Genomic DNA, 24,525 nt, shown 5'->3' with positions numbered 1-24,525 from the left:
ATACCCAGCTACAAGGTGAGGAACGGACCATTTACCAGCGACAGCAGAAGCTAGGAAAAAAGGAAGAGGCATATTGCGATGCCAGACGCTGGCGCTTTCAAAACTCAAGTAAAATCCCCCACTTGTTTTCAGTTTTAAAACTCATGTGCTTCTTCTTCATATGGGTTCCTTGGGGAGCGGGAATTATAATTAATTTCATCCCTGAAACCGGACGCAAAGATGTTAATGCATTTCTCGTTTTACTTTCTTCAGTTCTGGTCGTCGCACTGATGGTTACTTCACTTGCTCTTTACATGAACGGGAAAAAAGTCGTTCATCACATCCAAATTATTGGTTTATGCATTTTTTCCGTCATTGTCTACTCCCAGAAAGGTTCACTATTGGGTAGCGATGAAATCCAGATTGCCCTCTGGACCGGTTCGTTCCTTTACTTCATGGGTGCTATCGGCATTGATTGCCTTATTTGGCTCCACAGCAAAATCACCACCCACGACGGCAGCGAATTCAACCGCATAGACGGCATGCTTCGCTTCAAACGCCGTTTCCGCCGACTCTTCGTTGCGCCTTTTGAAGAGTTCGATCCAGTGCTGCAATTGTTGCCCAGCGGTTATGGTTCCCATGACTATGCCCTGTGGCTGCACCACCGCTATACCGACAACAAGATTTGTCTGGCCACCAAGGTCCACGCCTTGGGCCTCGACCAGGTGAATGCACTGGCCTTCTGGGATTGCCTGCAACGTTATATGGATGTCACGCAACCGTTGCCGGACCTGCCAGTACTGGAACAAAGTCGCCACCTGGACCCGGTAACTTCCATCTACGACGCCAAAACATGCCGTAACCCGAGACGCTGGCGCGACCAATCGGAAAAGGGTTGGCTGGCAATAGGCCTCAAGCAGCTGACACAACAATTGCAGCAATATCCTTGGCAAAAACAGCCCTGCATCATCAAGGCTCGCATTGATCCATCTTTGAGCATCGAAGCTTACTACCGCGCGCAGGAAGCTAAAGGCATTCAGGCGACGCCGAAAGCCGACGACTTTGATGATGTTCATCGCGGTTGAGCGTAAAAGCTTAAAGGGGACAGTTTTATTTCCTAAGCAGTCTCCTAGCGGGAAATCGCGCAAGAATAAATCCGCCTCTTTTGCGCAAGCTCAAAAATCCGTCTCGCAGTTTTCTCAGCCAACTGCCGTTGGCCTTCTGAGAGCTTGCAGCGGGATATCTGCCCAGCCTATTGCAAATCAAAGCCACTGAGTTCTCTGTATGACTGTTCAAATGGATAACCCGTATGCTGGCAGTGCTTACCGCAGCAACAGCCGAGCCCCGCTGCCTCCTCCAAAATGGAAGGAAGATGCCAATCGCTCAGGGACCTTTGACACCCATCTCGCCTTGGGTCACTACAGCAATTTGGAACCAGCGATGGAGGTTACGACCCAGCTTCAAGGTGAAGAGCAGTCGGTTTATCAACGACAGCAGGAGCTAGGAAAAAAGGAAGACGTGTATTGCGATGCCAGACGCTGGCGCTTTCAAAACTCAAGCAAAATCCCGCACTTACTTTTCATTTTAAAATTGATTAGCTTTCCATTTGGCTGGATAGCGTGGGCAGGGATATTGGGATCATTTATTCCAGGCCATGATGCAGCTAAATACTTGCAAGACTTAGCATTACTATTCTTTCTTTTGATTTCCGCCACCCTCATAGTTGGCTCACTAATGCTTTACATGAGGGGAAAAAAAATAGTCCACCACATGCACATCATAGGTTTTTTCATTTGTGCGGGTATCGTGTATTGGCAGAAAGGTTCTCTTTGGGGGAATGATGGAATACAGATCTCCCTATGGATCGGCGCCTTCCTCTACTTCTTGGGGGGCATCGGTTTTGATGGCCTGCTATGGCTCCACAGCAAAATCGGCACCTATGATGGCAGCGAGTTCAACCGCATCGACGGCATGCTTCGCTTCAAGCGGCGTTTCCGCCGACTCTTCGTTGCGCCTTTTGAAGAGTTCGACCCCGTGCTGCAATTGCTGCCCAGTGGTTATGGTTCCCATGACTATGCCCTGTGGCTGCACCACCGCTATACCGACAACAAGATTTGTTTGGCCACCAAGGTCCACGCCTTGGGCCTCGACCAGGTGAATGCACTGGCCTTCTGGGATTGCCTGCAACGTTATATGGATGTCACGCAACCGTTGCCGGACCTGCCGGTACTGGAACAAAGTCGTCACCTCGACCCAGAAACTGTCGCCTACGACGCCAAAATAGGCCGTAACCCGCGACGCTGGCGCGACCAGTCGGAAAAGGGTTGGCTGGCAACAGGCCTCAAGCAGCTGACACAACAATTGCAGCAATATCCTTGGCAAAAACAGCCATGCATCATCAAGGCTCGCATTGATCCATCTTTGAACATCGAAGCTTACTACCGCGCGCAGGAAGCTAAAGGCATTCAGGCGACGCCGAAAGCCGACGACTTTGATGATGTTCATCGCGGTTGAACGTTAAAAGCTCCAAGAAGCTCAAACTCACAAGCAAACTCAAAAGGGAAAGATTTATTTTTATACACTCCAAAATAAATCCGCCCCTTTGTTCTACTGCAAGTTCCAAACTAATGACTTATTTATGTTGCAGTGCAATGTCGGAGTTACCAAGGTTTCGAATCAGTTTTGACGTGTGTTTGAGGTAGCGAAACGGCAAGCGGGTGCTGTCCTGCGACACGGTGTATGTCTTGCGGGAGTAGCGCCAGACGTGTTGGCGGAGGAGGCGTTTTTGCCACACGAGCAGCCAGCAGATAAAGAAATTGGACAGATTTATTCTTCTTAATTCGGGTTACCGAAATCTGAAACCAACGTGGCGACGCCCTGCCCGACCTCGAAGACTACGACTATCCCGGTCGCTTCATCGACCGCGAGCGCGGCAAACACCTGGCCAAACGCGCCCTCGAACGCCACCGCAGCGACTTCCAGCTCGCCGAAGGCAAAAGCGCTCAACCGTTGCTCGTCAGCGGCCACTTCCTGGCCCTGACCGAACACCCGAAAGCCAAATGGAACGACTTGTGGCTGCTCACCGAAATCTTCCACGAAGGCAAACAGCCACAAGTGCTGGAAGAGTCAGTCACCAGCGACACCACCACGCTCAAAGATGACTTCCACCAGGGTTATCGCAACCGCTTCCAGGCCACCCCGTGGGACGTGCCGAACCGCCCGCCGCTGAACCACCCGAAACCGCGAATCCTCGGCAGCCAAAGCGCCGTGGTCACTGGGCCAAAAGGTGAAGAGATCCACTGCGACCAGTACGGCCGTGTCAAAGTCCAGTTCCACTGGGACCGCGAAGGCCAGGCCGACGACAAAACCAGCTGCTGGCGGCAATGAGCGGCACGATACGGTTGAGCAGAACAGCTACACGGAATTCAAGGCTGAAGAGCATCACACGGTTTATGCGGATCGCAAGGTCGAGGCGCGGGCGAATGATCACCTTACTGTAGGTGTGAATCAGCACGTGAAGGTGGGTACTGGGCAATTCATCGATGCTGGTCAGGAGATTCACCTGAGCAGCGGCATGAAAGTCGTGCTCGAAGCCGGCAGCGAGTTGACCCTGATTGGTGGGGGTAGCTTCGTCAAGATTGATGGCAGCGGTGTAACGCTGAGCGGGCCGGTGATCAACATGAACTCCGGGGGTAGTCCCGGCAACGGCACAGGCGCCGCCCCGCTGATGCCCGGAGTGCTGAAAAAAGCCGATGCGGATAAGGCGGGGGCGGTACTGACACCAGCGCAAATCAATACGTTGAAGCGCAATGCGCCGTTCTGTGAAGAGTGTGAGAAATGCAAGGCAGGTTTGTGCGATATCGAAAAAGCCATCCCAAATACAGGCAAAACCACCCACGATTTAGTGTTCGTCGTGAATGACGATACAACAGGCCAACCCAAGCCAAATACTTCTTATCAAATAACGCTTGAATCTGGACTTATTGTTAATGGCGTCACCGACAGTAAAGGACAGACCCAAAAAGTCTCATCCAACAAACCCGAAAAAGCCACCATTGAGGCCCCCTATTATGGCGACACTACAAGCGACACTCACTCCGACTGCGGATCAGACGCCTGTAGCTGTTAGTGTTTCAGCGGAAGAGCCGAGTGGAGCTCAATGGGTGGGTAGATTCCTTGGCAGCGCTAGTGTCACGACGCTTGCGTCCCCATTTCGCGAAGCTGTATCCAAGTTTCTGGATGCCGTAAAAGCTGGCGGAGGATCTGTCCATATTTCTGCGACATTCCGTCCTCCAGAAAGAGCCTATCTGATGCACTGGTCTTGGAAAATCGTAAAAACAGGCTTCGACCCGAGGCAAGTTCCCAGCTATCCCGGTGATGTTATAAAAATCAAGTGGGCACACGTTTCCGCGTCTGGCGCATTTGACCAGCAAGCTTCAGTGCAAGGGGCAAGGGCTATGGTGAATAGCTACGGCATCAGTGGACTCAATGTCGCCCCGGCGCTTAACTCCCGGCACACTCTAAAGCTTGCCATTGATATGAACATTAGCTGGACAGGGACGTTAGCGATTAACAATGCCTCAGGCACCGCAGTCAGTATAAGCTCGGCTCCCAAAACCGGCATGAACAGTGAGCTGCATACCGTTGGAGCTTCTTATGGCGTGATTAAATTTTTAGGGGGAAGTAGTGACAAACCTCACTGGTCGAATGATGGGCATTAAAATGCAAAATATCCCACCTTATTGCTTACTTTTTGCGTTAGCCCTCCCCTTGATTTCTTGCGCAGCGGAAAGCGATAGCAAAGTGCCGGTTGATGTCTCCAGCTACATAAAAGGCAGAGATACTTGCGACTCTTTGCGTGGAGATATCCCTGAGCCTGACCCCACTGACCCTGAAAATCTCAACCGTGTCATCAGCAATATAAATAGATACTGCAAGGGTACCGATCTAAAGCTGAAACAGTTGAAAGAAAAGTATTCTGGAAACGAAAACGTTGAGAAACTGCTCTCGACTTACGAAGAAAATATTAAAGCGGACATGAGTTTTTAGATTCACTCATCAAGGACGGCTGTTGTGACATCTGAAAACATTTCCCCACAGGTCTGGTTATCTACAACCCCGTTGCGAGAGGGAGAACGGCTTTATCTGGTCCTCAGCGTCGCCAGTGATGCCGAAGCGATCAAGACGCTGTATCAAGTAGAACCCACCACCCAAGTCACCCCCATTTGGGGCGGCACGCCCTATGCAGCGTGGCAACCGGTGATGCCCTACCTCACCGAAATCAGATCCAACTCGAACTTCTTGCCGTGGATCGCCGAAACCGATGCCCAGGACTGGGGCTGGCTGGCAGTGTCCCGCAGCGAACCGGAGGTGGTGTTTGAGCATTTGCGGAGTATGACCCAAGTGAAGATGCCGGACGGGACTGAGGTGTTCTTCCGGTTTTGGGATGGACGGCATATTTATCCGATTCTTGAAGAATTAGGTGAAGCGGCCGGACAAGAGTTACCGGTGTTTGATCGGTATTTGATTAACGGCCAAAGCCTTGAGATTGGGCCGAGGGTGGTGCCGCCGGCGAAAGACTGGCCGTGGTGGCAGGTGCCGACAGGATTGCTGGATGGGCTCGCCAAGCAGAACCCATCGACCCTGATTGGCAACCTGATGCAATGGCTGGGAGAGGAACGTCCAGACATCTATGCCGCTTATCCCGAGAGCAACCTGAAGCTGAAAATTGCACGCTTCGTGCGCCGGGTCGATGCTCCAAAAAACCTTAATGAAGCACTGTTAAACCACCTGATTCTGGAGCGAGGCTGATGGATCGCGTTGCTTTTGTTGATGACCAACTGACCACATTCAAGGACAGTCTGAAACTTTATCGTGAAATGACCGAAAGCAATTTCGCTCAGTGGGTAGATAAACGCCCTCAGTTCTTTGACAAGCCAGCCTTAAGTCTCGAGAATCAGAACCTTTTATAAAGATGACGGAAGAAGCGCCGATCCGTTTAAGTCAGCGATTGATTTAGCTAAAGGTCTTTAACATGCGGAAAATCTCTCGATCCGATGCAACTCATATACTGAGCAAACAAGCTTTAGCGTCCCTTGACAATAATACGCGCGAATCACTGTTATTGAACTGGTGGGGAATTGATGATAGCGATGAAGAATTTTCCTTACTTTCAAAAGAGATGCAAGAACTACTTGTCTCAAACGACGAACCTCCGAGCGATGTGCAGAATCCTTTATATGACGAGTTGCTTTTGATTGCTTTGTACTCAGAGTACAAAGGCGTGACAAACTCATATTTATCTACCTCCATGAAAAAAATTGGACTTGGCGAACATGAGGTCGTTGGGTTTATCGAACCATTGGAGACTTGCCCCTGCTGCGGCTACCGAACGCTATCGTCAAGGGCAAACTATGAAATTTGTGATCTATGCAGATGGGAAGATAGTGGAGTAGTTGATCCTGAGCAGTACAGCGGCCCAAATCATATGACACTCGGGGAAGCGAAAGCGATATTTGCCAAGAGCATGAGCACATTGCCTTTAGATAAATGGGCTATCTGATAACAACCGAAAATTGAGTGTTATTTTTATACTATGTCTAGTCTTGGAAAAAGTTTAATTGAAGACACAAACGGAAATTATCTTAGAGTGTATGAGGCTCTTTTTCCCAGAGGAAAGAAATTACCTAGATTTACAAAGCATTCAACGTAGCAAAAATCGACTCATGGAAGGCAGGCAGGAAGAACAGAAAGCGAACACAATGGATTAATGGATTTCCATAAAGAGCCATAAGATGAAAACAATCTCCGTCCCGTTGCGCTCCGAAGCAATGAAGCGCCTAGATCTAGATGACTGTTTGCTTGGTGATCTTGAAGAACTGCAATTACCAGAAGAGCAATACGCAAAACTACTGCAATCTGGAGTACTTGAAAAAATCAACTCATCGCTAGGAAAACTTATAGATGAGTACGAAGACGAAAGCATTCAAGGCAACACAGACCTGACCAAATCTCTAGATATTTTCACCAGCGTTTATGAACACACTAAACTTGAAGTATTAGGAAAGATTATAAGCCTGAACAAGCTAGCACTAAAGAGCAAGACAGGGTTGTTTTTTTATTTCTGAGTAAAATAAATTAAAAGTGTAGAATGACTTTCCATATAGGAAATTTTATCTATCCCTGTTCACTCTTGAAACAGATATTTTGCAGCACTTGAGAATTACGCGTTCTAGGATGGTCAAGACATCAAAAATGGAAAGCCATGGAAGGTCATTGAAATAGGGAAACCATTGACGCCAGCGACGCTAAGTAATTGCGATTCAAGAAAATTGAGCTAAGTTCGAACACGATCTATAGCGGCTAATGCAGGGCGACCGCTACTACGACTACGATACGTTCGGCTACCTGAGACGAGCAAAAACAGGGGACAGAATTATTTTCTATGCTCGAAATAGATCCGCCCCTCTTTTCAAAGAGGATGGACTTATTCTGAGAAGTACAATTGGCGACCCAAAAGAAGGGGATAAGTGGTCATGGCGGTATTCGGAAGATCGTTGGGGGGAGCAAGAAGTTCTCTTGAAAGGACCCCGCAGCGGGGATGTTGAGGCGTTTAAACCATGAATATATTAGATTTCTTACAACAGTATTTTCATCTCGCAGACGTCGAGACGAAATCGGCCCAACTATTAAATAAATCAGCTAAAGAAAGTTTCATTTTTAAAAACGCTTACATAATAATAAAAACTAGCGACGCGTACAAAAAAGAACTCATCATTCAAAAAGAAATTGCAAATACAACCTCATCGGAAATACTAGGATTTGAAGAGCTTATAAGTTCGCTTTCAAATATCGCGCCTGACGCAATACTATCAATGCGTTTCATTAATAGTACTAGTTGGGACGGTCGCATTTTTTATGATGAAAAAAATGCATTCATTGGCGCGATAATTGGAAAAAAGAAAAATAAAAATTGGGAGACGCCCCCAAACTGGGATGGCTCAGAGGAAATGCTACGAACATACAATGCCCAAAAAGACACCTAAAACCTCTATAAAACGCACACCCATGCACGAGCCGATCTCCAGTCAAGGCCAAGGTGTTTCTTTTTCGTGTAAAGGCATGTCGAATCGGGATAATTCGATAGAACGCGGCATCATTACATAATGAAAGCTGCGGTTCCTCAGAAGCTACAGTTGCACTACTTAAGACAAAAACGGAAAGGTACCCCTTTTTAAGCTGAGTCGTAAACTCACCTTCCGACTGTAAAAGGTAAGGACGGAGAAACAGTACACATTTACTAACAAAGGGAGACAGATTGTTTTCCATTCTCAAAATAAATCCGTCCCCTTTTCGCAGAGATAATCGCGCAGCAGGAACGGTGGAACTAAAACTGCAAGGCATGTATCGAACGACAGAAAAAACGCCAGTATTGAAATCGACAGGCAATTCGATTGATGATACGTGGTCTGTAAAAGGGATGACGCAACCGTCATCAGGTGGGGGCACTCAAGTCTTTAGCAGCGCTAAAGGAAATTTTGAAAAAACCCAGTGATTTATCAAAATCTAAGAGGCTACGAATGAAGCAAACTGATTTATATAACATGGCAAGTCGTTGCGGCTTCACGGTAACGGTGTTTTCGGAACATCCAGACTTCTTCTCATCTTGGTCGTTAAACATAGGAAAAGACGATAAAAAATACATGATAGAGCACGACGGTAGAAACGGCTGGCTGATGTTCTACCAAGAAAACGAACCAAATAAATTCAAAGAAATTGATAAGAAAATATCTCATGCCATGGACGACAATGAAAAAATAAACCAGTGCGAGTCTTGGCTGTTAAGCGTTTAAAAAGTAAAGTCCAGCGAGACGTCAACAAAGAGGGGACAGATTTATTTTCTCTCTGAAAATAAATCTGTCCCCTTTTCTCTCAGTATTAGCCAGAAGGATCGCAATCTGTTCCAGCGCCGCTACGCCTACGATGCCAATGGCAACCTCGCCGGCATAGACGACAGCCGCAGAGGCAACTTGGCAAAGGCGGACGAGATATATGGGGTGGGGGCCGAGAAGGCCGAGAAGGGAAAATAAAAACGGAATAATTGGAGCACTGATATGAAACACATTCATTATATCAAGATAAACGACCTGATCGATTTCTTAAAGGCTCAGAAAAAAGAACACACCTATTGTGTTTATGGGAAAGGATCATCGGACCAAGCGACGCTGAAAACCGACTGCGTGATTGATGAATACTCGGAGATCACCGATGACGACGAAGAGATTTTTCCAAAATACATCACTCAAAACAATCTTGAGTTTTGGTTTACCGACGAACTCTTGGAGGATGTTACATCCAACGCGCTGAAGCAAAAAATGTCTGCTACAAATGAGGAAATACTAAAAGCCATTAAACATTATAATGAGCACGACAGCTTCATGAAATCATGAAAATACAGCCCACGAAAATAACCCCGTTATTTTTTGCTTGCTGAATGGGAATGCATCTAGACAAGGTTCGGAAATTGCCCCGCCGAAACGATAGACTCCCATAAACTTGCACGTTCCCATCTCCAAGGAAAGGGGGGCAGAGTTATTAACTGCGCGCGAGTCTGACATGAAATTCGAATTGAGTTCTTTAGGGGTTGAACAAGGTCCTTCGGTGGACGGGGATACGATTACGCAAGTACAAAAAATTTACTTGGCGCTGCTCTTCCAGAGTCATACTTGGAGTTGGTCAAATATCCCAATGAGGCATCTCCAGAAGTATCGTCATTTTCGTATGGGAACGAAGCTGGTAAGAGAGTTCTTTTGGTTCTCGCCTGATGCGACTCCATATACCATATCAGGGTACTTTGTTTTGGGAAGACCCCCAAGACTGTTGGTGCTGACGGCAAATTGATCCAGTTGCCAAGTTATCACTGACCCAGTCTGTTCCTCGCGAACCATTGCCTTAGCTGAGTTTGTTTAGCTTTGGAGGTGGTTCAGTCTTACGTCAGTATGTGGGTTAATTCGGCGTTGACGTCAACAGGGGTCGCTTTTTGAGCTAGGTTGTAAGACTCCCCTTACGACCTTAAAAAGCAAAAATAGGGGACAGATTTATTTTCTACGCTCGAAAATAAATCCGCCCCCTCTTTTCAAAAGAGGATGGACCTATTCTGAGAGTTAAAAATTGGCGCACTAAAAGAAGGGGATAGGTGGTCATGGCAGTATTCGGAAGATCATTGGGGGGAGCAAGAAGCTCTCTTGAAAGGACCCCGCAGCGGGGATATCGAGGTGTTTAAACCATGAATATATTAGATTTCTTACAGCAGCATTTTCATCTCGACGAATAGAAAATAAATCAGTCCCTTTCTGCAGATCCCTTCCGCAATGTTGGAGGGATCGTGCCACCGAGGTAAAAAATGATACCCCCAGAATTAGTTAGCCTGATAGAAAAGCAGCCAGACAGCATACATAGAACCGACAAGGACTTGGCTATAAGCGCCCTTGAAAAACTAGGAGTCTCTCCAGACAGCGAGTTCGGTACTATTTATATAAATTACCTACCTGCTAATTTTAAGAGCTCTGTATCTGATGAGTACATTTGTGACGTATCCGAGCCTACAGAGCAGATCTTGATGGGTACCGAGTTCATTCACGACATGTGGGAGCTACCAGAAAATTACATAGGCTTCACATCCTTGCAAGGTGAGGGATGTTACTTGCTGGACAAAAATAGTGGTGGCGTTTGGGACTTCGACTTAGCTCAGCAAGAAGACTTCGTATCTGGCCTGATCCCTCCAAAATGGAGTGGATTTTTTGAGTTTATCAGGTGGTACCTTTCGCCAGCAGAATAAAGAAAATAGGGCAGGTGTATTTTATCTACACTCACGAAAATAGCCCCGTTACCTTTTTGCTTGCTGAATGGGAATGCAGCTAGACAAGGTTCGGAGATTGCCCCGCCGAAACGATAGGCTTCCATAAACTTGCATACATAAATTATGTAGACTGGACGGCGATTGGAAGGCGGGTCCGATGCTCTACCATCAGGACTAGAACTGAGGAAACGAAAATGGGGTCGAAAAAAATCGTTTGTATTTGGACGGTAAATACCGATTGGGAACCGTCTACTCTTCGAGATGTGATGAGCGCAGAGTACTCTAGGGACGGAGACTTTCTTGGCTCTGAGTTCAGCAAGGCTTTCTCACTTGGTTTTGTTGACGATGACACTGTCGAAGCAGATAAAATCGAGCCAACAAATTCTTTAATTGATGCAATTGACGGGTGCTCATACGACCTTGACATCTCGTCTGACATGAAAAATAAAAACACTACTCTGACCGATGCGCCTATAAACACCATAGTTGCAATATACGACTACTCCTTCTCAGGCACTCCCCAAAATACTAAAACCAGAAACAAGCTCTTTACATACCGAGGAAGCTTTGAATACCAACACTAAACTCTCAGAGAACAGAGCGTAAGGAATAGATATATTTCTGCATTCTTAAATAAATCTGTCTTTGGGAATTCCCTATGAACAGTAATCCGACTTATAAAAGTATGTGGAAACTTCCTATCCTGGCATCTCCGATAAAGTCAGCCCAAGCCCCAAAGGCAGTGGACAGACGGGTGCCCCAGGTGATGGCGTGGACCATTGCGTTGAGCTCACAATTCCCCGTGACGAATGGCAGCACACGGCCCCGGACCAAGATTAAATACCGTGCGCGCCGATGACCAAAAACCCTGATCAAGGAGTATTCGCAGTTTCCTGAGCAGTAGATTCTCCACTCTCAGTCCCCTTCCCGCTCTCCTCACGCTTCTTCGGATCAGTCGGGCGCAACGCATCGTTATCACGCTCCACCTCACCCGGTGGCCGTGGTTCGTCGGGGTGTTCGGTTTGGTTAATCGGTTTCATTCGAGTCTCCTCACGCTTCGGGGTCGTCGACTTCTTCGGCGACGTTGATGGCGGGCGAATCCTTGTGGGATTGCTCGGCTTTGGCTTTCAGGGTTTGCCATTGTTGGAGGTCGATGGCGCCCTGCCCCAGCAAGTCGTCGGCGACGCGCAGCAGTTCGCTGTAATGCGCGTCGGGGGATTGTTGCCAGTAGGCTTTGTCCTCGAACAGACGTTGCCAGGTGTCGAGGTCCGGGGCTTTGAGGTCGTCGCTCATGGCGCACTCCAGTGATCGGTTTCTTAACTTAGGAGGGTGGCGCGATGGCGAGAGTTCCGACTTAATACCCGGTCATTTCCAGATAACCCTGCCCCGCGTGGCTGCCGCTCAAACGTACCGGACCTTCCCAATAGGGAATGCGCAAATCCATCCACGCGTTGGGGTTGAGCGCGGTGGTGCTGATGTCGAGGTTTTTGCTGGGGATTTTGATGGTCCAGCGCACCGGCATTTGGTGTCCGGCGACTTTCGCGGTGTCTTGCGGCGTGAGACTGATGTCGTCGCCGTGCAGCGGTTGAGTTTGCCCCTGGGCGTCGATCCAGGTGCCGGTGAGGTAAGGCGCGCCGTCCTTTTGCCGCATGCGATAGAGCATGACGTTTTCGCCACTGTCCAGGTGCAGCGAGAACCAGTCCCAGCCGGTCTGGTTGGCGGTCAGTGGTTGGCTGCTCCACTCGCGATCGAGCCACGCCGGGCCGCTGACGGTGTAGGTTTTGCCATCGATTTGCAGCGTGCCGCTCGCCTGGAAGAACGGTTGGCTGTAGTAGTACGACGCCTGGCCTTGTTCGGATTTTTGACTGAAGCCTTTGTCGCCCTGAAGCACCAGCGGTCGAGAGGATGTCAGCCGTAATTGATAGCTGAACGCCTTGTCGCGGGCGCTGAGTTGCATGTCAGCCAACGGATCGGCGCTCGCGCTGCTGAAACGCCAGTCATCGATCCACGCATTGAACGGCGCCACGCTTACACCGGCCTGCGCCACGCCGCCTCGGGCGTAGCGTTCAGCGGCGTGGTGCGCGGTCGCCGAGGTCACCGCTGCGTGGCCGAGCCAGATGGTCTGGTTGGCCCAGCCCGCCACCTCGGGCGTGGCTTTCAACGCGCTGCGGAAGAGCGTCCATTGCACGCCGAATTCCTCGCCCTGGTCGTCCTTGAGGTTGGCGGTGACGTACCACCATTCGATGCGAAAACCATCGTGCGGTCCGTGGTCTGCCGGAAAACTGAACGGCCGCCCCGCCACCACCGGAGTGAACGCCGCCGCGTCGCCGCCCATCCCGGCGAAGCCTTTTTCGACCGGTGCGGAGTTATCGCAGCCGCTCAACAGCGCCACTAACCACGCCAATGACAAAGCCAATAACGGCCCGACAACCTTAATCCTCATGCGCAAAAGTCCTTAGCAAATCCGCCGGGCGTGTGCGGTACAGCGTGTACAACGGCCACGCCGACGCCAGCAGTGTGGCGAGCAGCGCCAGCCCCATCAACTGCAGTAATTGCAGCGGGAACACCCGCAACGGCAGGCGCCAGCCAAACGCCTGAACGTTGATCACCGTGTCCAGGCACCACGCCAACGCGATGCCCAATGGCAGCGCGAGCACCAGCGTCAGCACCGCCAGCAGCCAGGTTTGCCCGAGGTTGAGCAGCATCAATTGTCGCCGCGTCACACCCAGCGCCCACAGCGGCGCGAGTTGGCCGAGACGGCTCTGGCTCTGCGTCAGCAGGCTGATGAACAGCGCCACGCCGGCGACCCCCAGCGTCAGGCTATTAAGCGCGGCAGTCGCGGCGAATGTGCGCTCGAACACTTGCGTCGACCAACCCTTGAGCCGCGCCTGATCGACGATGTGGCTGTCGTCCAATTCAAAGCGCTTCTGCAGCTCAGTCAGGAACGGCGCGACGGCGGGCGGATCGATGCGCAGATTGAAGCGGTTCGGCGTGAGCTGCGGCCAGCCGCGCAGCAAGTGTTCGACGTTGACCAGCAGGTGGCCCTTGGGATTGCCGTAATCGGCGTAGATCCCGACGATGCGCGGGCTCCACGTGGCGTCCGGCGTGGGAAACGTCAGGTGATCGCCCAAACTCACTTTTAAACGCCGCGCCAATTGTTCGCTGAGCATCACCGTATCGTCGCTGGCCAGACGTTGCCACGGGTTGTCGCCGAGCGCTTCGAGCAGCGGCCAGTGTTCGCGATAACTCGGGTGGTCGATTACGCCGTAGACGTCCGCCGGCCAACCTTGCAGTTGCACCGAAACCTGCCAATTTGGCAGCACCGCCGTGACCTGCGGTTGTTGTGTGAGCCAGCTCTGCATCTCGCGCGCCTGCGCCGGGTTTTGCGGATTGATGTAGAGCTCGGCGGTCAGGCGTTGTTCGAGCCAGTCGCTGAAGGTCTGACGGAAACCGGCGGTCATGCTGCCGGCGCCGATGTTCGCCGCCAGCGCCAGCAGCAACGCCATCAGCGCCAGGCTCAGGGCCGGCAATTGCTGGCGGCAATCGGCGAGAAACCATTGGCCAAGCACCGAACGACTGCGCCGCAGCACCAGGTTGAGCACGCCGTTGAGCAACACCGGTAGCGCCAGCGCGGCGCCCAGCAACATCGTTGCCATCAACACAAAACCGCTGGCCAGGCTGTCACCCCAGATCCACGCCGACAGCGCGATCAGCCCGGCAATGCCAGCCACCCAACCTTGGCGGCGCAACCACCGTGCATGGGCCTGATGCCAGGCCTGCGGATTGGCCAGCGCCAACAGCGGCAGACGCGCCGCTCGCAATAAACTGTTAGCGCCGGCCAGCAGCGCGCCGAGCAGGCTGAGGCCGACGCCGCTGAGCCACCACAGCGGACTCAAACTCAGCTGCCCCGCCACTTCGGCGCCGTACAAACCGCGCAAACTGGCGGCGACATCGGGCAGCAATACGCTCGCCAGCAGGTAACCGCTGGCGACCCCGGCGATGCCACCGATCAGCGCCAGACCTCCCAACTCGACCGACAGACAGGCGATCAGCATCCGTGCGCTGACCCCGCAAGCGCGCAAGGTTCTGAGCAAGCCTCGGCGTTGTTCCAGCGCCAGACCGATCGCCGCGTGAACGATGAACAGGCCGACGACAAACGAGAGAAAACCCAGGGCATCGAGGTTCAGGTGAAAGCTTTCGGTGAGGCGCGAAAGATTGTTTTCTTCGCCACTGCTTTTGAGCTGCAACTGGCCTTTGAATTGATCCGGCAATGGCGCGGTGAAGTCTTTCGGCAGCAGCAAGCGCGACAGCTGATCCGGCTGATCGAGGATCTGCTGGGCGAAGCCGATATCGACCAGCAATACGCCGGGCGCCATGTCCGGTTGCGCGTGCAGCGGCGGCAAGCTGTGCCCGCTCTCTGCAACTGGCCGGTCACCTTCGCGCAACCCCAGCGCCTGCAACGTCTGCGGCGCGATCCAGGTGCTGCCCGGCGGAGAGAAAAACTCGACGATTCCCTCTATCGCCAAGGCCTGCCCCGCCACCGCCGAACCGGCCGGCAATGACACCGGCTCAATGCCCATCAGCTGCAAGCGCTGGTCGTCGTGCTGTTTGAGGGTCAACCGGCCTTGCAGCACCGGCGATACTGGCCAACCGGCGCGGCGCAGGTCGACGAACAATTGCTGGGGAAATACCGCGCCGCTCGGCGCGCTCAGACTGGCCTGCGGTTCGCCGCCGATCAACTGGCTGGCCTTGGCGTAGCTTTCTCGCGCCTGGCTGTTCAGTGCCTGGACGCCGGTGAGCAGGCTGGTGGCGAGCCACAACCCGGTCAACACACTGAAGAACTGCACCGGGTGCTGGCGCCAATGGCTGAGCAGCGCGCGCAAGGTTTCAGCAAAGACCCGCACCTCAGCGCACGTCCGCGTCGGCCAGACGGCCACGGTGCAGCACGACTTTTTCCGCCAGCCGCGCGGCCACCCGAGGGCTGTGCGTGACCATCAACAAGGTCGTCGGCGTGTCGTCGAGCAGCTCCAGCAACAACTTCAAAACTTCGTCGCTGGTGGCTTCGTCGAGGCTGCCCGTCGGTTCGTCGGCCAGCAGTAATTTAGGTTGCGAGGCCAGTGCGCGGCCGAGGGCGACACGTTGTTGCTGGCCACCGGACAGTTGCTCCGGATAGCGCCGCAGCAAATCGCCCAGACCCAGACGCTGCACCAGATGCGCCTGCCAGCGCGGATCGTGACGCCCGGCAAGCCGCGCCTGAAACGCCAGGTTGTCTTCCACACGTAAACTGCCGATGAGATTGAACTGCTGGAACACCAAGCCGATTTCAGTGCGCCGCCAGTTGGCCAGTTGCGCTTCGTTCATCTGATCGAGCCGATGCTCGCCGCTGCTGATGCTGCCGCGATCGACCTTGTCCAGCCCGGCAATCAGGTGCAGCAATGTGCTTTTGCCACTTCCCGACTCGCCCATCAGCGCCAGGCTGCTGCCAGGTTTCAGCGTCAGGTCGATGCCTTGCAGCACTGGCAATGGGCCTTGCGGGGTGGCGTAGCTTTTGTAGACACCTTGGACAGACAACATGGGCAAACCCGTTTGATAAGCGTGGGGCAAGGATAGCGGACGCGACCGCAGGTTACCTGACAGTTCTAACAGTAGCGGGCGCGCAGGCGGGGGTATCTAATATTGTCATGCAAGGGGTGTCTGATACCGGGGATGGTCATCGCTTCGCCCACCAGCGCTGCGCAGGAAAGAGGCTCGAATGATGAAAACGTCACTGCACATCAGCCGCAAGACCGACGCCAAACCCGTCGGCAAATTCCTGCGCAAGCCGCTGGTCATCGGCGTGGTCGAAGTCGGTCGCGAGCCCAACAGCCTCGCGTTGGCCGCCAACGATTGTCTGGCCCTCGTGTGCAATACCGAGGACAGCACGCTGTCGCTGATCGACACTGACGCGATGTGCGTGATCGCGGTGATCACGCTGCCGATCCGGCCACTGACGATCGTTGTCGATGCCCGAAGAAATCGCGCTTATGTCGGCGGACTGGGGCAATCGAAAGTCATTGTGGTTGATATTTCGGCGCGCAAAATCGTCGGCGAAATCGCTGCCAGCGAAGGCCATGCGATGACCATCGATATCCACGGGCAACGCCTTTACGTGCATGCCAACAGCGCCGGCAATGGCCAGTTGTGCATTATCGATACCGCGAGCGACACGCTGATCAGGCGCATTATCACCGGTCCGTTTGCCAGCGCTGCGGTGCTCAGTCGCGATGGACGTCTGTTCATCTGCGATTACCTGCGCCACGCGCTGAACGTGCTCGATAGCGTAACCGGAGAAATCACTACGGTCCTGTCGCTGCCCGATCCCTTCGAGGAGTTCGCCCTCAGCCCTGCGGGGGATTTCGGCTACGCGCCTTATCGGACGGATGAGCGCATCGTCGCCAAGATCGATCTGGCGAGCTACGACGTGGTCGACCTGCTGCCAGTTCCGCCGCTGCCGCACGGGCTGACGTTCAGCCCGAACGGTGCACTCGCGTGTTGCTGCAGCGCGGCTGAACGCAACGTCACGATCATCGACACCGCAACCTGGCAAGTGGTCAGCCGCTTCCAGGCAGGCCTTTATCCGCAAAGCCCGGTGTTCAGCGCCGATGGCACGCGGTTGTACCTCTGCGATTCGTTTGGCAATGCGGTTTGGGTGGTGGCGCTGGACTGATCGCTGCAGATCAACAACGCGCTCGTGCCCTCACTGCCCCGCCGCCACACTCGTCGCCGACTCGGCTGGCGTCACAATCGTCTTCAGGTCGATGTGCTTCCACTGCGGTTTCGCCCCCAGCCGCGCGTTGAACCGGTAGTTGAAAGTGAAGTCGTCTGCCGTAGCCACGTTCAGCGGTTTGCCGTACACCGCTTCAACGCCCGCCAGGTCGTAACCCATCAACTGCAGCAGCGTCGGGAAGATGTTGTAGTGGCTGGAGCGATCCTTGTTCGCGGTCAATTGCGCTGACCAATCCAGCGTCTGCAAATCGCTGCCCTGAATCACCACCAGCGGCACCAGCCCTTCTTCTTCCACCGGATCACCGCCGCAGTGGGTATTGAGCCCCGGGTTGCCGCGTTCATGCAGATCCTGGCCATGATCCGAGGTGTAGATCAGCACCGCATTGCTCAGGTCAGCCTGGGCAAACAGCCGCGAGAAAAACTCCCCGACGTTCCACAGCAACGTGTTTTTGTAGGCGTTGCGGTAGAGCATCCAATCGTCCGGCTGACCATTGAAGCCATCGCGTTTACCGGTATCCGCCACTTCGACAAATTGCCCGCGCGGCAAGGTCGGACGATAGGTCATGAAGGCGTCCGGGTATTTGTCGTGCACCGGAAAATGCGCGCCGACCTTGTTGATCACCACCAATTGCGGCGTGCCGTCGTTGAGCAATTCGATGAGCTTGGTCGCAGCCGCCATGTCGCGGTCGAGCACGCTGGTTTTGTCGAATTGCACGAACTCGTCGATGTCTTTTTTCTCGGCATCGTTCATCAGATTTTGCAGATTGCCGCCCGTGCGCTGGGCGTCGATGTAGACGGTGCGCAAACCGGCTTTTTTCGCGTACTGCCAGATCGACGGCAACGTGGTGTTGATGCGCATGTAGTCGGCGCGGGTGCCGCCGTAGCGCAGGGTGATATTGGTGTCGGCGCTGCAATTGGCGATGGAAGCGGCATAGCCATAATTGAAAATATCGACGCCGGGCCGCGCTTGCTTGAGGTTGCTGTGCACGCCGAACGGCGCGTTGATGTCGAGGTAATTGCCGGAGATGCTTTCGTCGATGATCAGCACGATGTCGTGGCCGACCGGTTGCTCGTTGCGCGCCAGTTTTACCGGTTCGCGCGGGCCGACGGTGTTTTGCAGCGCCTCGTAGGTAAACAGGTTCAGATACGCCAGCGGCGTGTACATGATCGGCAAGCCGCGCGCGCCCTCGCCCGCCCTGACGAACAGCACCGCGCTCAATAGCAACACGCCCATCAGCGGCGCCGCTACCAGCACCGCGCCCGGCAAGCGCAGGTGCCGACGCGGTTTGAGGCCGATGCCGAACAGCAGCAGCAAACCACCGAGCAAACCGCTGATCAGCGGATCGCGGTACTGGTACGCCGCTTCCTGAATGAACCCGCCCGAGTACACCAGCGAGACGAAACTGCTGTACGTCAGGTAGTCAGCGGTCACCCGCGTATAGACGTCGAAGAACACTGCCGAAGCAAACATCGCCACTGCGAACAGATGCCGAATCAATGTTTGGCGAATATACGCCGTCATAAACAACGCAATAACCAGCGCCGCAAACATGGCGCCAAATAAAAGTAATGGAATACCAATGCCCAACGCACTTAGACGTTCGAGGTAATAGTCATAATTCTTTAGTAAGTACAAAACTAAGAGCAGTTCTTTAAGGTATCGATTCATAGTATTTGCACGTCTCGTGGAGGGCGTCTGGCCAATAGATTGTCGGCCATTTTTTGACACTAGCACCGGGCCATCAAAGCGCAAGAAATGCCCGACATTTTAAAAAAGCGTCAAAAAATTGTTGACTCAAATCTGACACACTCAAGGCGCTACAGCCCTTGCCAACCGGGGCTCTCGACCGTTTATCGCTTTCTTTTAAATGTGAAAAACCCGTCAAAACCGCGGCAAATCCAGCTACATCAAGCCTTTGATGGCAATTCGCCCGTGAAAACTCAGGTGTACTAACAGTGCAACATGTCATTTTGCTGACACGATTTCCTGCGGCTGGGCTATACCCCTTTTGACAGTCTAATTCCTGATTTTTTAACCGTCTTACGAGGCACGCCAATATGGACGTGAGCGTATTTGGTACGGGCTACGTCGGCCTGATTCAAGCAGCAGCACTTGCCGATGTCGGACACCGAGTGTTGTGTGTCGATATTGACCCGAACAAGATTAAACAGCTGCAACAAGCTGTTCCGCCTATTAGCGAGCCAGGACTTTCCAGCACACTGGAAGAGAACATCAAGGCCGGTCGTTTGCTGTTCACCACTCAGGCCAGCGACGCGGTCGAGCACGCCGAGCTGATTTTCATCGCGGTCGGCACGCCGGCCGATGAAGACGGCTCCGCTGACCTCAGCCACGTGCTCAACGTGGCACGGCAGATCGCCAATTTCATGGAAGCCGATCGCACCTTGATCATCAAGTCGACGGTGCCGGTCGGCACGGCGGATCAGGTCATCGCCACCGCCAATGAAGAACTGCAACGCCGTGGCAAAGGCGCGCTGACGGTGCGCGTGGTGTCCAACCCGGAGTTCCTCAAGGAAGGCAGCGCCCTCGCCGATTGCATGCGCCCGGACCGGATCATCGTCGGCACCAACGACGACGTGGCGCGCGACCAGTTGACCGAGCTCTACGCGCCCTTCTGCCGCAACCGCGAAAAACTCATGTTCATGGACAACCGCAGCGCCGAACTGACCAAGTACGCCGCCAACGCGATGCTCGCCACGCGCATCAGCTTCATGAACGAGCTGGCCAACCTCACCGAATTGCTCGGCGCCGACATCGAAGCGGTGCGCAAAGGCATCGGCTCCGACCCGCGCATCGGTTATCACTTTATCTACCCCGGTTGCGGCTTTGGCGGCTCGTGTTTCCCCAAAGACCTGCGCGCGCTGCTGCACACCGCCGAACACAACGGCATGCCGCTGCGGCTGTTGCGCAGCGTCACCGATGTCAACGATACCCAGCGGCACATTCTGTTCAGCAAACTCAAAGCGCAATTTCCTCAAGGCCTGGCCGGCAAGTCCGTCGCGATCTGGGGGCTGGCGTTCAAACCGAACACCGATGACATGCGCGAAGCGCCGAGCCGTTACCTGATGGAAGCGCTGTGGGCCGAGGGTGCGAGCGTACAGGCCTACGACCCGGAAGCCATGTCCGAATGCCGGCGCATCTACGGTTATCGCAACGACCTGCATTTGTGCGCGACCCGCGACGACACCCTGGAAGACGCCGATGCGCTGGTGATCTGCACCGAGTGGAAGAACTTTCGCGTGGTCGACTTCGACGTGCTCGCAAGCAAGCTGCGCTCGCGGGTGATCGTCGACGGACGCAACCTCTACAACCCTGAACAAGTCGCCGCCGCCGGTCTGCATTACAGCGGCATCGGCCTGCGCCACGTGGTTCCCGAGGTGCTGCGCCCATGAAGATTCTGGTGACGGGAGCAGCAGGATTCATTGGTGCCCATTGCGTGTTGCGGCTGATGCGCGACGGGCATGAGGTCTGCGGGCTGGACAACTTCAACGACTATTACGACCCGCAACTCAAGCACGATCGGGTCCGTTGGGTGCAGTCGCAAGTCGGCAGTTTCCCGCTCGCACAGACTGACCTGGCCGACGCTGCGGCCATCGACGCCTTGTTTGCCCGTGAACAACCGGAGGTGGTGATCAACCTCGCGGCCCAGGCTGGCGTGCGTTATTCGCTGGATAACCCGAAGGCGTACCTGGACAGCAACCTTTGCGGCTTTTTGAACATTCTCGAAAGCTGCCGGCACCACCCGGTCAAACACCTGATCTACGCCTCGTCGAGTTCGGTGTACGGCGCCAATCAACAAACGCCCTACTCGACGCACCACGGCGTCAATCACCCACTGTCGTTGTACGCCGCGACGAAAAAAGCCAATGAACTGATGGCCCACAGTTACAGCCATCTGTTCGGCATTCCCTGCACCGGCCTGCGCTTTTTCACCGTGTATGGGCCGTGGGGCCGGCCGGACATGTCGCCGATCCGCTTCGCCCAGGCGATCGTCGAAGGCAGCCCGCTGAAGTTGTTCAACTACGGTCAGCATCAACGCGATTTCACCTACATCGACGACATCGTCGAGAGCATTGCCCGCCTGGTCGAGCGGCCACCGGTTGCCTCGCCGCAGTGGGACCGCGAGCAACCGGACGCGGCCACCAGCATGGCGCCGTGGCGGCTCTACAACATCGGTGGCGAACACCCGGTGGAACTCAAGGATTACCTCGCCCTGATGGAAAAACATCTGGGCCGCAAAGCCAATGTCGAGCTGCTTCCCCTGCAACCGGGGGATGTGCTCAACACCTGTGCCGATGTCCACGAGCTGGAACGCGACACTGGATTTCAACCGCGTATCGAGCTTGACGAGGGCCTTCGCCGGTTCGTCGCCTGGTTTCGCGATTACTACCCACTGCCTGCCCACGCGCCGCTTGCGGCTGAGCTTTTGGGCTGAACTTGAGCGGAGGCGTCTATGACTGGACATGAAAAAGGTGTGCCACTGCAAAACCTGCGGCGCGACAAACGCCTGGACCCCGAACACCGAATGCGCCTCGACAGCGCGATCCATATGCAGGGTCGCGGCTGGATCACCGGGCGTGACGGCGGCCGGCCCTGGACCTTGTCGCGGACCAATCGGGTGGTCGCCTGCATCGGCGCGCTGGTGATTCTGCTAGCGATTTCGCCGCTGTTGCTCGGTCTCGCTGTGGCGATCAAGTTGAGCAGCCCGGGCCCGGTGATGTTCGTGCAGAAACGCACCGGTTATCGCGGCCGCGTGTTCGGCATGTACAAGTTTCGCACCATGGTCGCCAACGCCGAGGAGCTCAAGGAATCCTTGCGGCACCTGAACAAGCACGGCGCCGACGCAATTGATTTCAAGATCGACAAGGACCCGCGCATCACCCGTATCGGTGGGTTCCTGCGGCGCAGCAGCCTCGATGAGCTGCCGAACCTGATCAACGTCTTTACCGGCGACATGCGCCTGGTCGGCCCCCGGCCTACCTCGTTCAACGCCTACCGCTACAAGGATAACCACCTTGCCCGCCTGAGCATCTACCCCGGCATGACCGGCCTGTGGCAGATCTCCGGGCGCAGCAACATTGACTTCGACCAGCGCGTTGAGTTGGACCTCAGCTACATCGCCGAGCAGAGCCTGTTGCTTGATCTGAAGATTCTGTTGAAAACCCCCTTCAAAGTATTCAGCGGCCACGGAGCAAGTTAAATGGACGGTTCAACCAATAAAAGCCTGAGCATTGCCAACCCGAGCGAGTCCAACCTGACATCGACCGTGCTCGATCAAGATCTGCGGATCCTATTCCTGACCGCCGCCAACCCCGGCGCGGGCACCACCACCAGCGCCCTGGTGCTGGCCAGCCAACTGGCACAAATGAGCAGCGGCCAAGTGCTGCTGGTCGATGCCAGCCAGTCGGCGACCAACTTCACCGCGCAAATGGGTCTGCAAAAGGAACGCGGCTTCCGCGACCTGCTGTTCAGCAGCGGCACCCCGCCACTGCTGCAGGATTGCGTGGTGCAAACCTCCAGCCTGCCGTTCGACGTGCTGCCCAACGGCCGGCAAATCCGCGGCACCGAACACCTCACCGCCGAACGCTTGAGCCCGTTGCTCGACCAGTTGGGCAGCCGCTACCGCTTTGTCGTGATTGACGGCGACGCGGTGTATTCGGCCGCCGACACGCTGGTCATCAGCACCCAGGTGGACGGCGTGATCATGGTCGTTCGCGCCGAAGACACGCGTTGGGAAGTGGCCCAGGCCGCCGTCCAGCGCCTGACTCAGGCCGGGGCAAAACTGGTCGGCAGCGTGTTCAACCGACGCAAGTACTACATGCCCAAGTGGCTCTACAAAAACCTCTAAGCCAGCAGAAAAGGATGACGCCATGAACGCCAAAATGCTGCTTCTGCTGTTGCTGCCGCTTGCAGGTTGCTCCAGCAATTCAGATACCCAGAACATGCCGGTGAATATCCTCACCGCCTCGCCGGCCAATGCGCAGGCCACCGACATGCCCCGCGTCGAACAGACCTTGCGTCCGCAAGATGTGCTGGACGTGATCTTCCACATCAGCACCAGCGGCTCGGACGCTTACCGCGTGCAGTCGGGTGACCAGATCGGCCTGAACTTCACCGCTGCCAGCCAGCTCAACGGCAATCAACTGGTGCTGCCCGATGGCACCATCGAACTGCCGGGGGCCAATACTTCGGTGAAAATCGCCGGGCTGACCTCAGAGGAAGCGCGCACCGAGATTCAGCGCGCTTACCAACGCAAACAACTGTTCCAGCCCAACCGCAATCAGCTGACGGTGCAAATCATCAGCCCGCTGAGCAACGAAGCGAACCTGAAAAGTGCGCTCAACCACCCGGCTACCGGCATGAGCCGGGAGATCACCGTGGGCACCGACGGCTACGCAAGTTTCCCGGAAATCGGCGCCGTGCCGCTGCAAGGCATGACCGTCAATCAACTGGAAACCTTCCTCAACAAACGCTACGCGCAACTGCCGGGACGGATGACCGTCGACGTGCTGCTCAAATCCACCGCCGGCAACGAAATCTACGTATTGGGCGAAGTCGCGCAACCGGGTTCCTACCCGATTCGCCGGCCGGTTTCAGTGCTCGAAGCGTTGACCCTGGCCCGTGGCACCAACATCAAGGCACGCCTCGATTCAGTGGTGATCATGCGCCGCAACGGCAATCAGGTTCAGGCCCGGCGTTACGACGTGGAGAAAGCCCTGTCGGGTGACGCTTCGCAATTCGCCTACCTGCAACCGGACGACATGCTCTATGTGCCGAAGACCAAACTGGCCAGCGCCGGTGAGCTCGCGCGGCAACTGGCCGACGTCGTGTTGTTCCAGGGTGTGGGTTTCAGCTTCGGCTACCGCGTCGACAACAAAGACAGCGACAGCAACTAACGCTTGGG

Annotated in this window: 26 protein-coding genes and 1 pseudogene; 22 read left to right on the top strand and 5 right to left on the bottom strand. The window is 54.5% G+C overall.

What is annotated here, in order from left to right; translation table 11 throughout:
• The first annotated feature begins 434 nt into the window (after positions 1 to 434).
• The 16 genes and pseudogenes from FBY12_RS01060 (at position 435) to FBY12_RS00980 (ending at position 11,421) form a co-directional block, all read left to right on the top strand.
• Positions 435 to 1,064, top strand: coding sequence for a hypothetical protein (locus FBY12_RS01060; RefSeq protein ID WP_145252280.1), 630 nt, complete (start codon positions 435 to 437; stop codon positions 1,062 to 1,064).
• A 799-nt stretch (positions 1,065 to 1,863) separates the two neighbouring features.
• Positions 1,864 to 2,493 carry a hypothetical protein gene (locus FBY12_RS01055; RefSeq protein WP_145252278.1) on the top strand — a complete coding sequence of 210 codons (630 nt, stop codon included), beginning with the start codon at positions 1,864 to 1,866 and terminating at the stop codon, positions 2,491 to 2,493.
• A gap of 366 nt (positions 2,494 to 2,859) precedes the next feature.
• Positions 2,860 to 4,108, top strand: a pseudogene (gene tssI, locus FBY12_RS01050) (type VI secretion system tip protein TssI/VgrG); the annotation flags it as partial.
• 181 nt (positions 4,109 to 4,289) lie between these two features.
• The gene (locus FBY12_RS01045; RefSeq protein ID WP_145250244.1) at positions 4,290 to 4,700 is read left to right on the top strand and encodes a hypothetical protein; all 411 of its coding nucleotides are present in this window, start codon (positions 4,290 to 4,292) and stop codon (positions 4,698 to 4,700) included.
• Positions 4,666 to 5,028 carry a hypothetical protein gene (locus FBY12_RS01040; protein ID WP_256663249.1) on the top strand — a complete coding sequence of 121 codons (363 nt, stop codon included), beginning with the start codon at positions 4,666 to 4,668 and terminating at the stop codon, positions 5,026 to 5,028. The genes FBY12_RS01045 and FBY12_RS01040 overlap by 35 nt, the downstream gene beginning before the upstream one ends.
• Before the next feature lie 24 nt (positions 5,029 to 5,052).
• Positions 5,053 to 5,790, top strand: coding sequence for a DUF4123 domain-containing protein (locus FBY12_RS01035; protein ID WP_145250243.1), 738 nt, complete (start codon positions 5,053 to 5,055; stop codon positions 5,788 to 5,790).
• Positions 5,790 to 5,951, top strand: coding sequence for a hypothetical protein (locus tag FBY12_RS27595; protein WP_178111705.1), 162 nt, complete (start codon positions 5,790 to 5,792; stop codon positions 5,949 to 5,951). The genes FBY12_RS01035 and FBY12_RS27595 overlap by 1 nt, the downstream gene beginning before the upstream one ends.
• A 62-nt stretch (positions 5,952 to 6,013) precedes the next feature.
• Positions 6,014 to 6,541: a CPCC family cysteine-rich protein gene (locus FBY12_RS01030; protein WP_145250241.1), complete on the top strand. Its 528-nt coding sequence runs from the start codon at positions 6,014 to 6,016 to the stop codon at positions 6,539 to 6,541.
• 232 nt (positions 6,542 to 6,773) lie between these two features.
• A complete protein-coding gene (locus FBY12_RS01025; protein WP_145250239.1) occupies positions 6,774 to 7,106 on the top strand; it encodes a hypothetical protein in 333 nt (110 codons plus the stop codon).
• 492 nt (positions 7,107 to 7,598) lie between these two features.
• A complete protein-coding gene (locus tag FBY12_RS01020; protein WP_145250236.1) occupies positions 7,599 to 8,024 on the top strand; it encodes a hypothetical protein in 426 nt (141 codons plus the stop codon).
• A 272-nt stretch (positions 8,025 to 8,296) separates the two neighbouring features.
• On the top strand, positions 8,297 to 8,533 hold the full coding sequence (locus tag FBY12_RS01015; RefSeq protein WP_145250234.1) for a polymorphic toxin type 46 domain-containing protein: 237 nt from the start codon (positions 8,297 to 8,299) through the stop codon (positions 8,531 to 8,533).
• Between the two features lie 25 nt (positions 8,534 to 8,558).
• Positions 8,559 to 8,831, top strand: coding sequence for a hypothetical protein (locus FBY12_RS01010; RefSeq protein WP_145250232.1), 273 nt, complete (start codon positions 8,559 to 8,561; stop codon positions 8,829 to 8,831).
• Positions 8,832 to 9,092: 261 nt separating this feature from the next.
• Positions 9,093 to 9,428 carry a hypothetical protein gene (locus FBY12_RS00995; RefSeq protein ID WP_145250229.1) on the top strand — a complete coding sequence of 112 codons (336 nt, stop codon included), beginning with the start codon at positions 9,093 to 9,095 and terminating at the stop codon, positions 9,426 to 9,428.
• Between the two features lie 166 nt (positions 9,429 to 9,594).
• On the top strand, positions 9,595 to 9,879 hold the full coding sequence (locus FBY12_RS00990) for a hypothetical protein (RefSeq protein WP_145250226.1): 285 nt from the start codon (positions 9,595 to 9,597) through the stop codon (positions 9,877 to 9,879).
• 502 nt (positions 9,880 to 10,381) lie between these two features.
• Positions 10,382 to 10,816: an SMI1/KNR4 family protein gene (locus FBY12_RS00985; protein ID WP_145250222.1), complete on the top strand. Its 435-nt coding sequence runs from the start codon at positions 10,382 to 10,384 to the stop codon at positions 10,814 to 10,816.
• 215 nt (positions 10,817 to 11,031) lie between these two features.
• The gene (locus FBY12_RS00980) at positions 11,032 to 11,421 is read left to right on the top strand and encodes an immunity 22 family protein (RefSeq protein ID WP_145250218.1); all 390 of its coding nucleotides are present in this window, start codon (positions 11,032 to 11,034) and stop codon (positions 11,419 to 11,421) included.
• A 466-nt stretch (positions 11,422 to 11,887) separates the two neighbouring features.
• Here the strand turns inward: FBY12_RS00980 and FBY12_RS00975 are convergent, their stop codons facing one another.
• The 4 genes from FBY12_RS00975 to FBY12_RS00960 form a co-directional block, all read right to left on the bottom strand.
• Positions 11,888 to 12,130 carry a hypothetical protein gene (locus tag FBY12_RS00975; RefSeq protein WP_092270365.1) on the bottom strand — a complete coding sequence of 81 codons (243 nt, stop codon included), beginning with the start codon at positions 12,128 to 12,130 and terminating at the stop codon, positions 11,888 to 11,890.
• A gap of 61 nt (positions 12,131 to 12,191) precedes the next feature.
• The gene (locus FBY12_RS00970) at positions 12,192 to 13,280 is read right to left on the bottom strand and encodes a lipocalin-like domain-containing protein (RefSeq protein WP_121733984.1); all 1,089 of its coding nucleotides are present in this window, start codon (positions 13,278 to 13,280) and stop codon (positions 12,192 to 12,194) included.
• Positions 13,270 to 15,741, bottom strand: a complete 2,472-nt coding sequence (locus FBY12_RS00965) for an FtsX-like permease family protein (protein WP_145250214.1) — start codon at positions 15,739 to 15,741, stop codon at positions 13,270 to 13,272. Before FBY12_RS00965 ends, FBY12_RS00970 begins: the two co-directional genes overlap by 11 nt.
• Position 15,742: 1 nt before the next feature.
• Positions 15,743 to 16,411, bottom strand: coding sequence for an ABC transporter ATP-binding protein (locus tag FBY12_RS00960; protein ID WP_092270370.1), 669 nt, complete (start codon positions 16,409 to 16,411; stop codon positions 15,743 to 15,745).
• Between the two features lie 181 nt (positions 16,412 to 16,592).
• Between FBY12_RS00960 and FBY12_RS00955 the strand changes: the two genes are divergently transcribed.
• Positions 16,593 to 17,543, top strand: coding sequence for a hypothetical protein (locus FBY12_RS00955; RefSeq protein ID WP_145250211.1), 951 nt, complete (start codon positions 16,593 to 16,595; stop codon positions 17,541 to 17,543).
• Positions 17,544 to 17,573: 30 nt separating this feature from the next.
• Here the strand turns inward: FBY12_RS00955 and FBY12_RS00950 are convergent, their stop codons facing one another.
• On the bottom strand, positions 17,574 to 19,271 hold the full coding sequence (locus FBY12_RS00950) for a sulfatase-like hydrolase/transferase (RefSeq protein ID WP_145250208.1): 1,698 nt from the start codon (positions 19,269 to 19,271) through the stop codon (positions 17,574 to 17,576).
• Positions 19,272 to 19,660: 389 nt separating this feature from the next.
• On the opposite strand from FBY12_RS00950, the gene FBY12_RS00945 reads away from it, so the two are divergent.
• Genes FBY12_RS00945 through FBY12_RS00925 form a run of 5 tightly spaced genes read left to right on the top strand, consistent with a single transcriptional unit; the run spans position 19,661 to position 24,517 of the window.
• Complete coding sequence (locus FBY12_RS00945; RefSeq protein ID WP_145250205.1) at positions 19,661 to 21,013, top strand: UDP-glucose/GDP-mannose dehydrogenase family protein; 1,353 nt, start codon at positions 19,661 to 19,663, stop codon at positions 21,011 to 21,013.
• Positions 21,010 to 22,056, top strand: a complete 1,047-nt coding sequence (locus FBY12_RS00940) for an NAD-dependent epimerase (RefSeq protein ID WP_145250203.1) — start codon at positions 21,010 to 21,012, stop codon at positions 22,054 to 22,056. The genes FBY12_RS00945 and FBY12_RS00940 overlap by 4 nt, the downstream gene beginning before the upstream one ends.
• A gap of 18 nt (positions 22,057 to 22,074) precedes the next feature.
• Entirely contained in the window at positions 22,075 to 22,821 is a 747-nt protein-coding gene (locus FBY12_RS00935; protein WP_092270387.1) for a sugar transferase, read from the top strand.
• On the top strand, positions 22,822 to 23,469 hold the full coding sequence (locus FBY12_RS00930; RefSeq protein WP_121733990.1) for a CpsD/CapB family tyrosine-protein kinase: 648 nt from the start codon (positions 22,822 to 22,824) through the stop codon (positions 23,467 to 23,469).
• A 22-nt stretch (positions 23,470 to 23,491) separates the two neighbouring features.
• Positions 23,492 to 24,517 (top strand): polysaccharide biosynthesis/export family protein, encoded by a 1,026-nt coding sequence (locus FBY12_RS00925; protein ID WP_145250202.1) that lies wholly within the window; start codon positions 23,492 to 23,494, stop codon positions 24,515 to 24,517.
• Positions 24,518 to 24,525: the final 8 nt, after the last annotated feature.

The organism is Pseudomonas sp. SJZ131 (assembly GCF_007828705.1).
GTDB lineage: Bacteria > Pseudomonadota > Gammaproteobacteria > Pseudomonadales > Pseudomonadaceae > Aquipseudomonas > Aquipseudomonas prosekii.
This window is presented reverse-complemented; position numbering and strand designations above follow the sequence as displayed.

Bases quoted from the DNA above. Each gene is read 5' to 3' on its own strand.
- FBY12_RS01060 (WP_145252280.1), top strand. From the start codon at position 435: ATGGGTGCTATCGGCATTGATTGCCTTATTTGGCTCCACAGCAAAATC.
- FBY12_RS01045 (WP_145250244.1), top strand. From the start codon at position 4,290: ATGCACTGGTCTTGGAAAATCGTAAAAACAGGCTTCGACCCGAGGCAA.
- FBY12_RS27595 (WP_178111705.1), top strand. From the start codon at position 5,790: ATGGATCGCGTTGCTTTTGTTGATGACCAACTGACCACATTCAAGGAC.
- FBY12_RS01030 (WP_145250241.1), top strand. From the start codon at position 6,014: ATGCGGAAAATCTCTCGATCCGATGCAACTCATATACTGAGCAAACAA.
- FBY12_RS01025 (WP_145250239.1), top strand. From the start codon at position 6,774: ATGAAAACAATCTCCGTCCCGTTGCGCTCCGAAGCAATGAAGCGCCTA.
- FBY12_RS01020 (WP_145250236.1), top strand. From the start codon at position 7,599: ATGAATATATTAGATTTCTTACAACAGTATTTTCATCTCGCAGACGTC.
- FBY12_RS01010 (WP_145250232.1), top strand. From the start codon at position 8,559: ATGAAGCAAACTGATTTATATAACATGGCAAGTCGTTGCGGCTTCACG.
- FBY12_RS00995 (WP_145250229.1), top strand. From the start codon at position 9,093: ATGAAACACATTCATTATATCAAGATAAACGACCTGATCGATTTCTTA.
- FBY12_RS00990 (WP_145250226.1), top strand. From the start codon at position 9,595: ATGAAATTCGAATTGAGTTCTTTAGGGGTTGAACAAGGTCCTTCGGTG.
- FBY12_RS00985 (WP_145250222.1), top strand. From the start codon at position 10,382: ATGATACCCCCAGAATTAGTTAGCCTGATAGAAAAGCAGCCAGACAGC.
- FBY12_RS00980 (WP_145250218.1), top strand. From the start codon at position 11,032: ATGGGGTCGAAAAAAATCGTTTGTATTTGGACGGTAAATACCGATTGG.
- FBY12_RS00975 (WP_092270365.1), bottom strand. From the start codon at position 12,130: ATGAGCGACGACCTCAAAGCCCCGGACCTCGACACCTGGCAACGTCTG.
- FBY12_RS00970 (WP_121733984.1), bottom strand. From the start codon at position 13,280: ATGAGGATTAAGGTTGTCGGGCCGTTATTGGCTTTGTCATTGGCGTGG.
- FBY12_RS00960 (WP_092270370.1), bottom strand. From the start codon at position 16,411: ATGTTGTCTGTCCAAGGTGTCTACAAAAGCTACGCCACCCCGCAAGGC.
- FBY12_RS00955 (WP_145250211.1), top strand. From the start codon at position 16,593: ATGAAAACGTCACTGCACATCAGCCGCAAGACCGACGCCAAACCCGTC.
- FBY12_RS00950 (WP_145250208.1), bottom strand. From the start codon at position 19,271: ATGAATCGATACCTTAAAGAACTGCTCTTAGTTTTGTACTTACTAAAG.
- FBY12_RS00945 (WP_145250205.1), top strand. From the start codon at position 19,661: ATGGACGTGAGCGTATTTGGTACGGGCTACGTCGGCCTGATTCAAGCA.
- FBY12_RS00940 (WP_145250203.1), top strand. From the start codon at position 21,010: ATGAAGATTCTGGTGACGGGAGCAGCAGGATTCATTGGTGCCCATTGC.
- FBY12_RS00935 (WP_092270387.1), top strand. From the start codon at position 22,075: ATGACTGGACATGAAAAAGGTGTGCCACTGCAAAACCTGCGGCGCGAC.
- FBY12_RS00930 (WP_121733990.1), top strand. From the start codon at position 22,822: ATGGACGGTTCAACCAATAAAAGCCTGAGCATTGCCAACCCGAGCGAG.
- FBY12_RS00925 (WP_145250202.1), top strand. From the start codon at position 23,492: ATGAACGCCAAAATGCTGCTTCTGCTGTTGCTGCCGCTTGCAGGTTGC.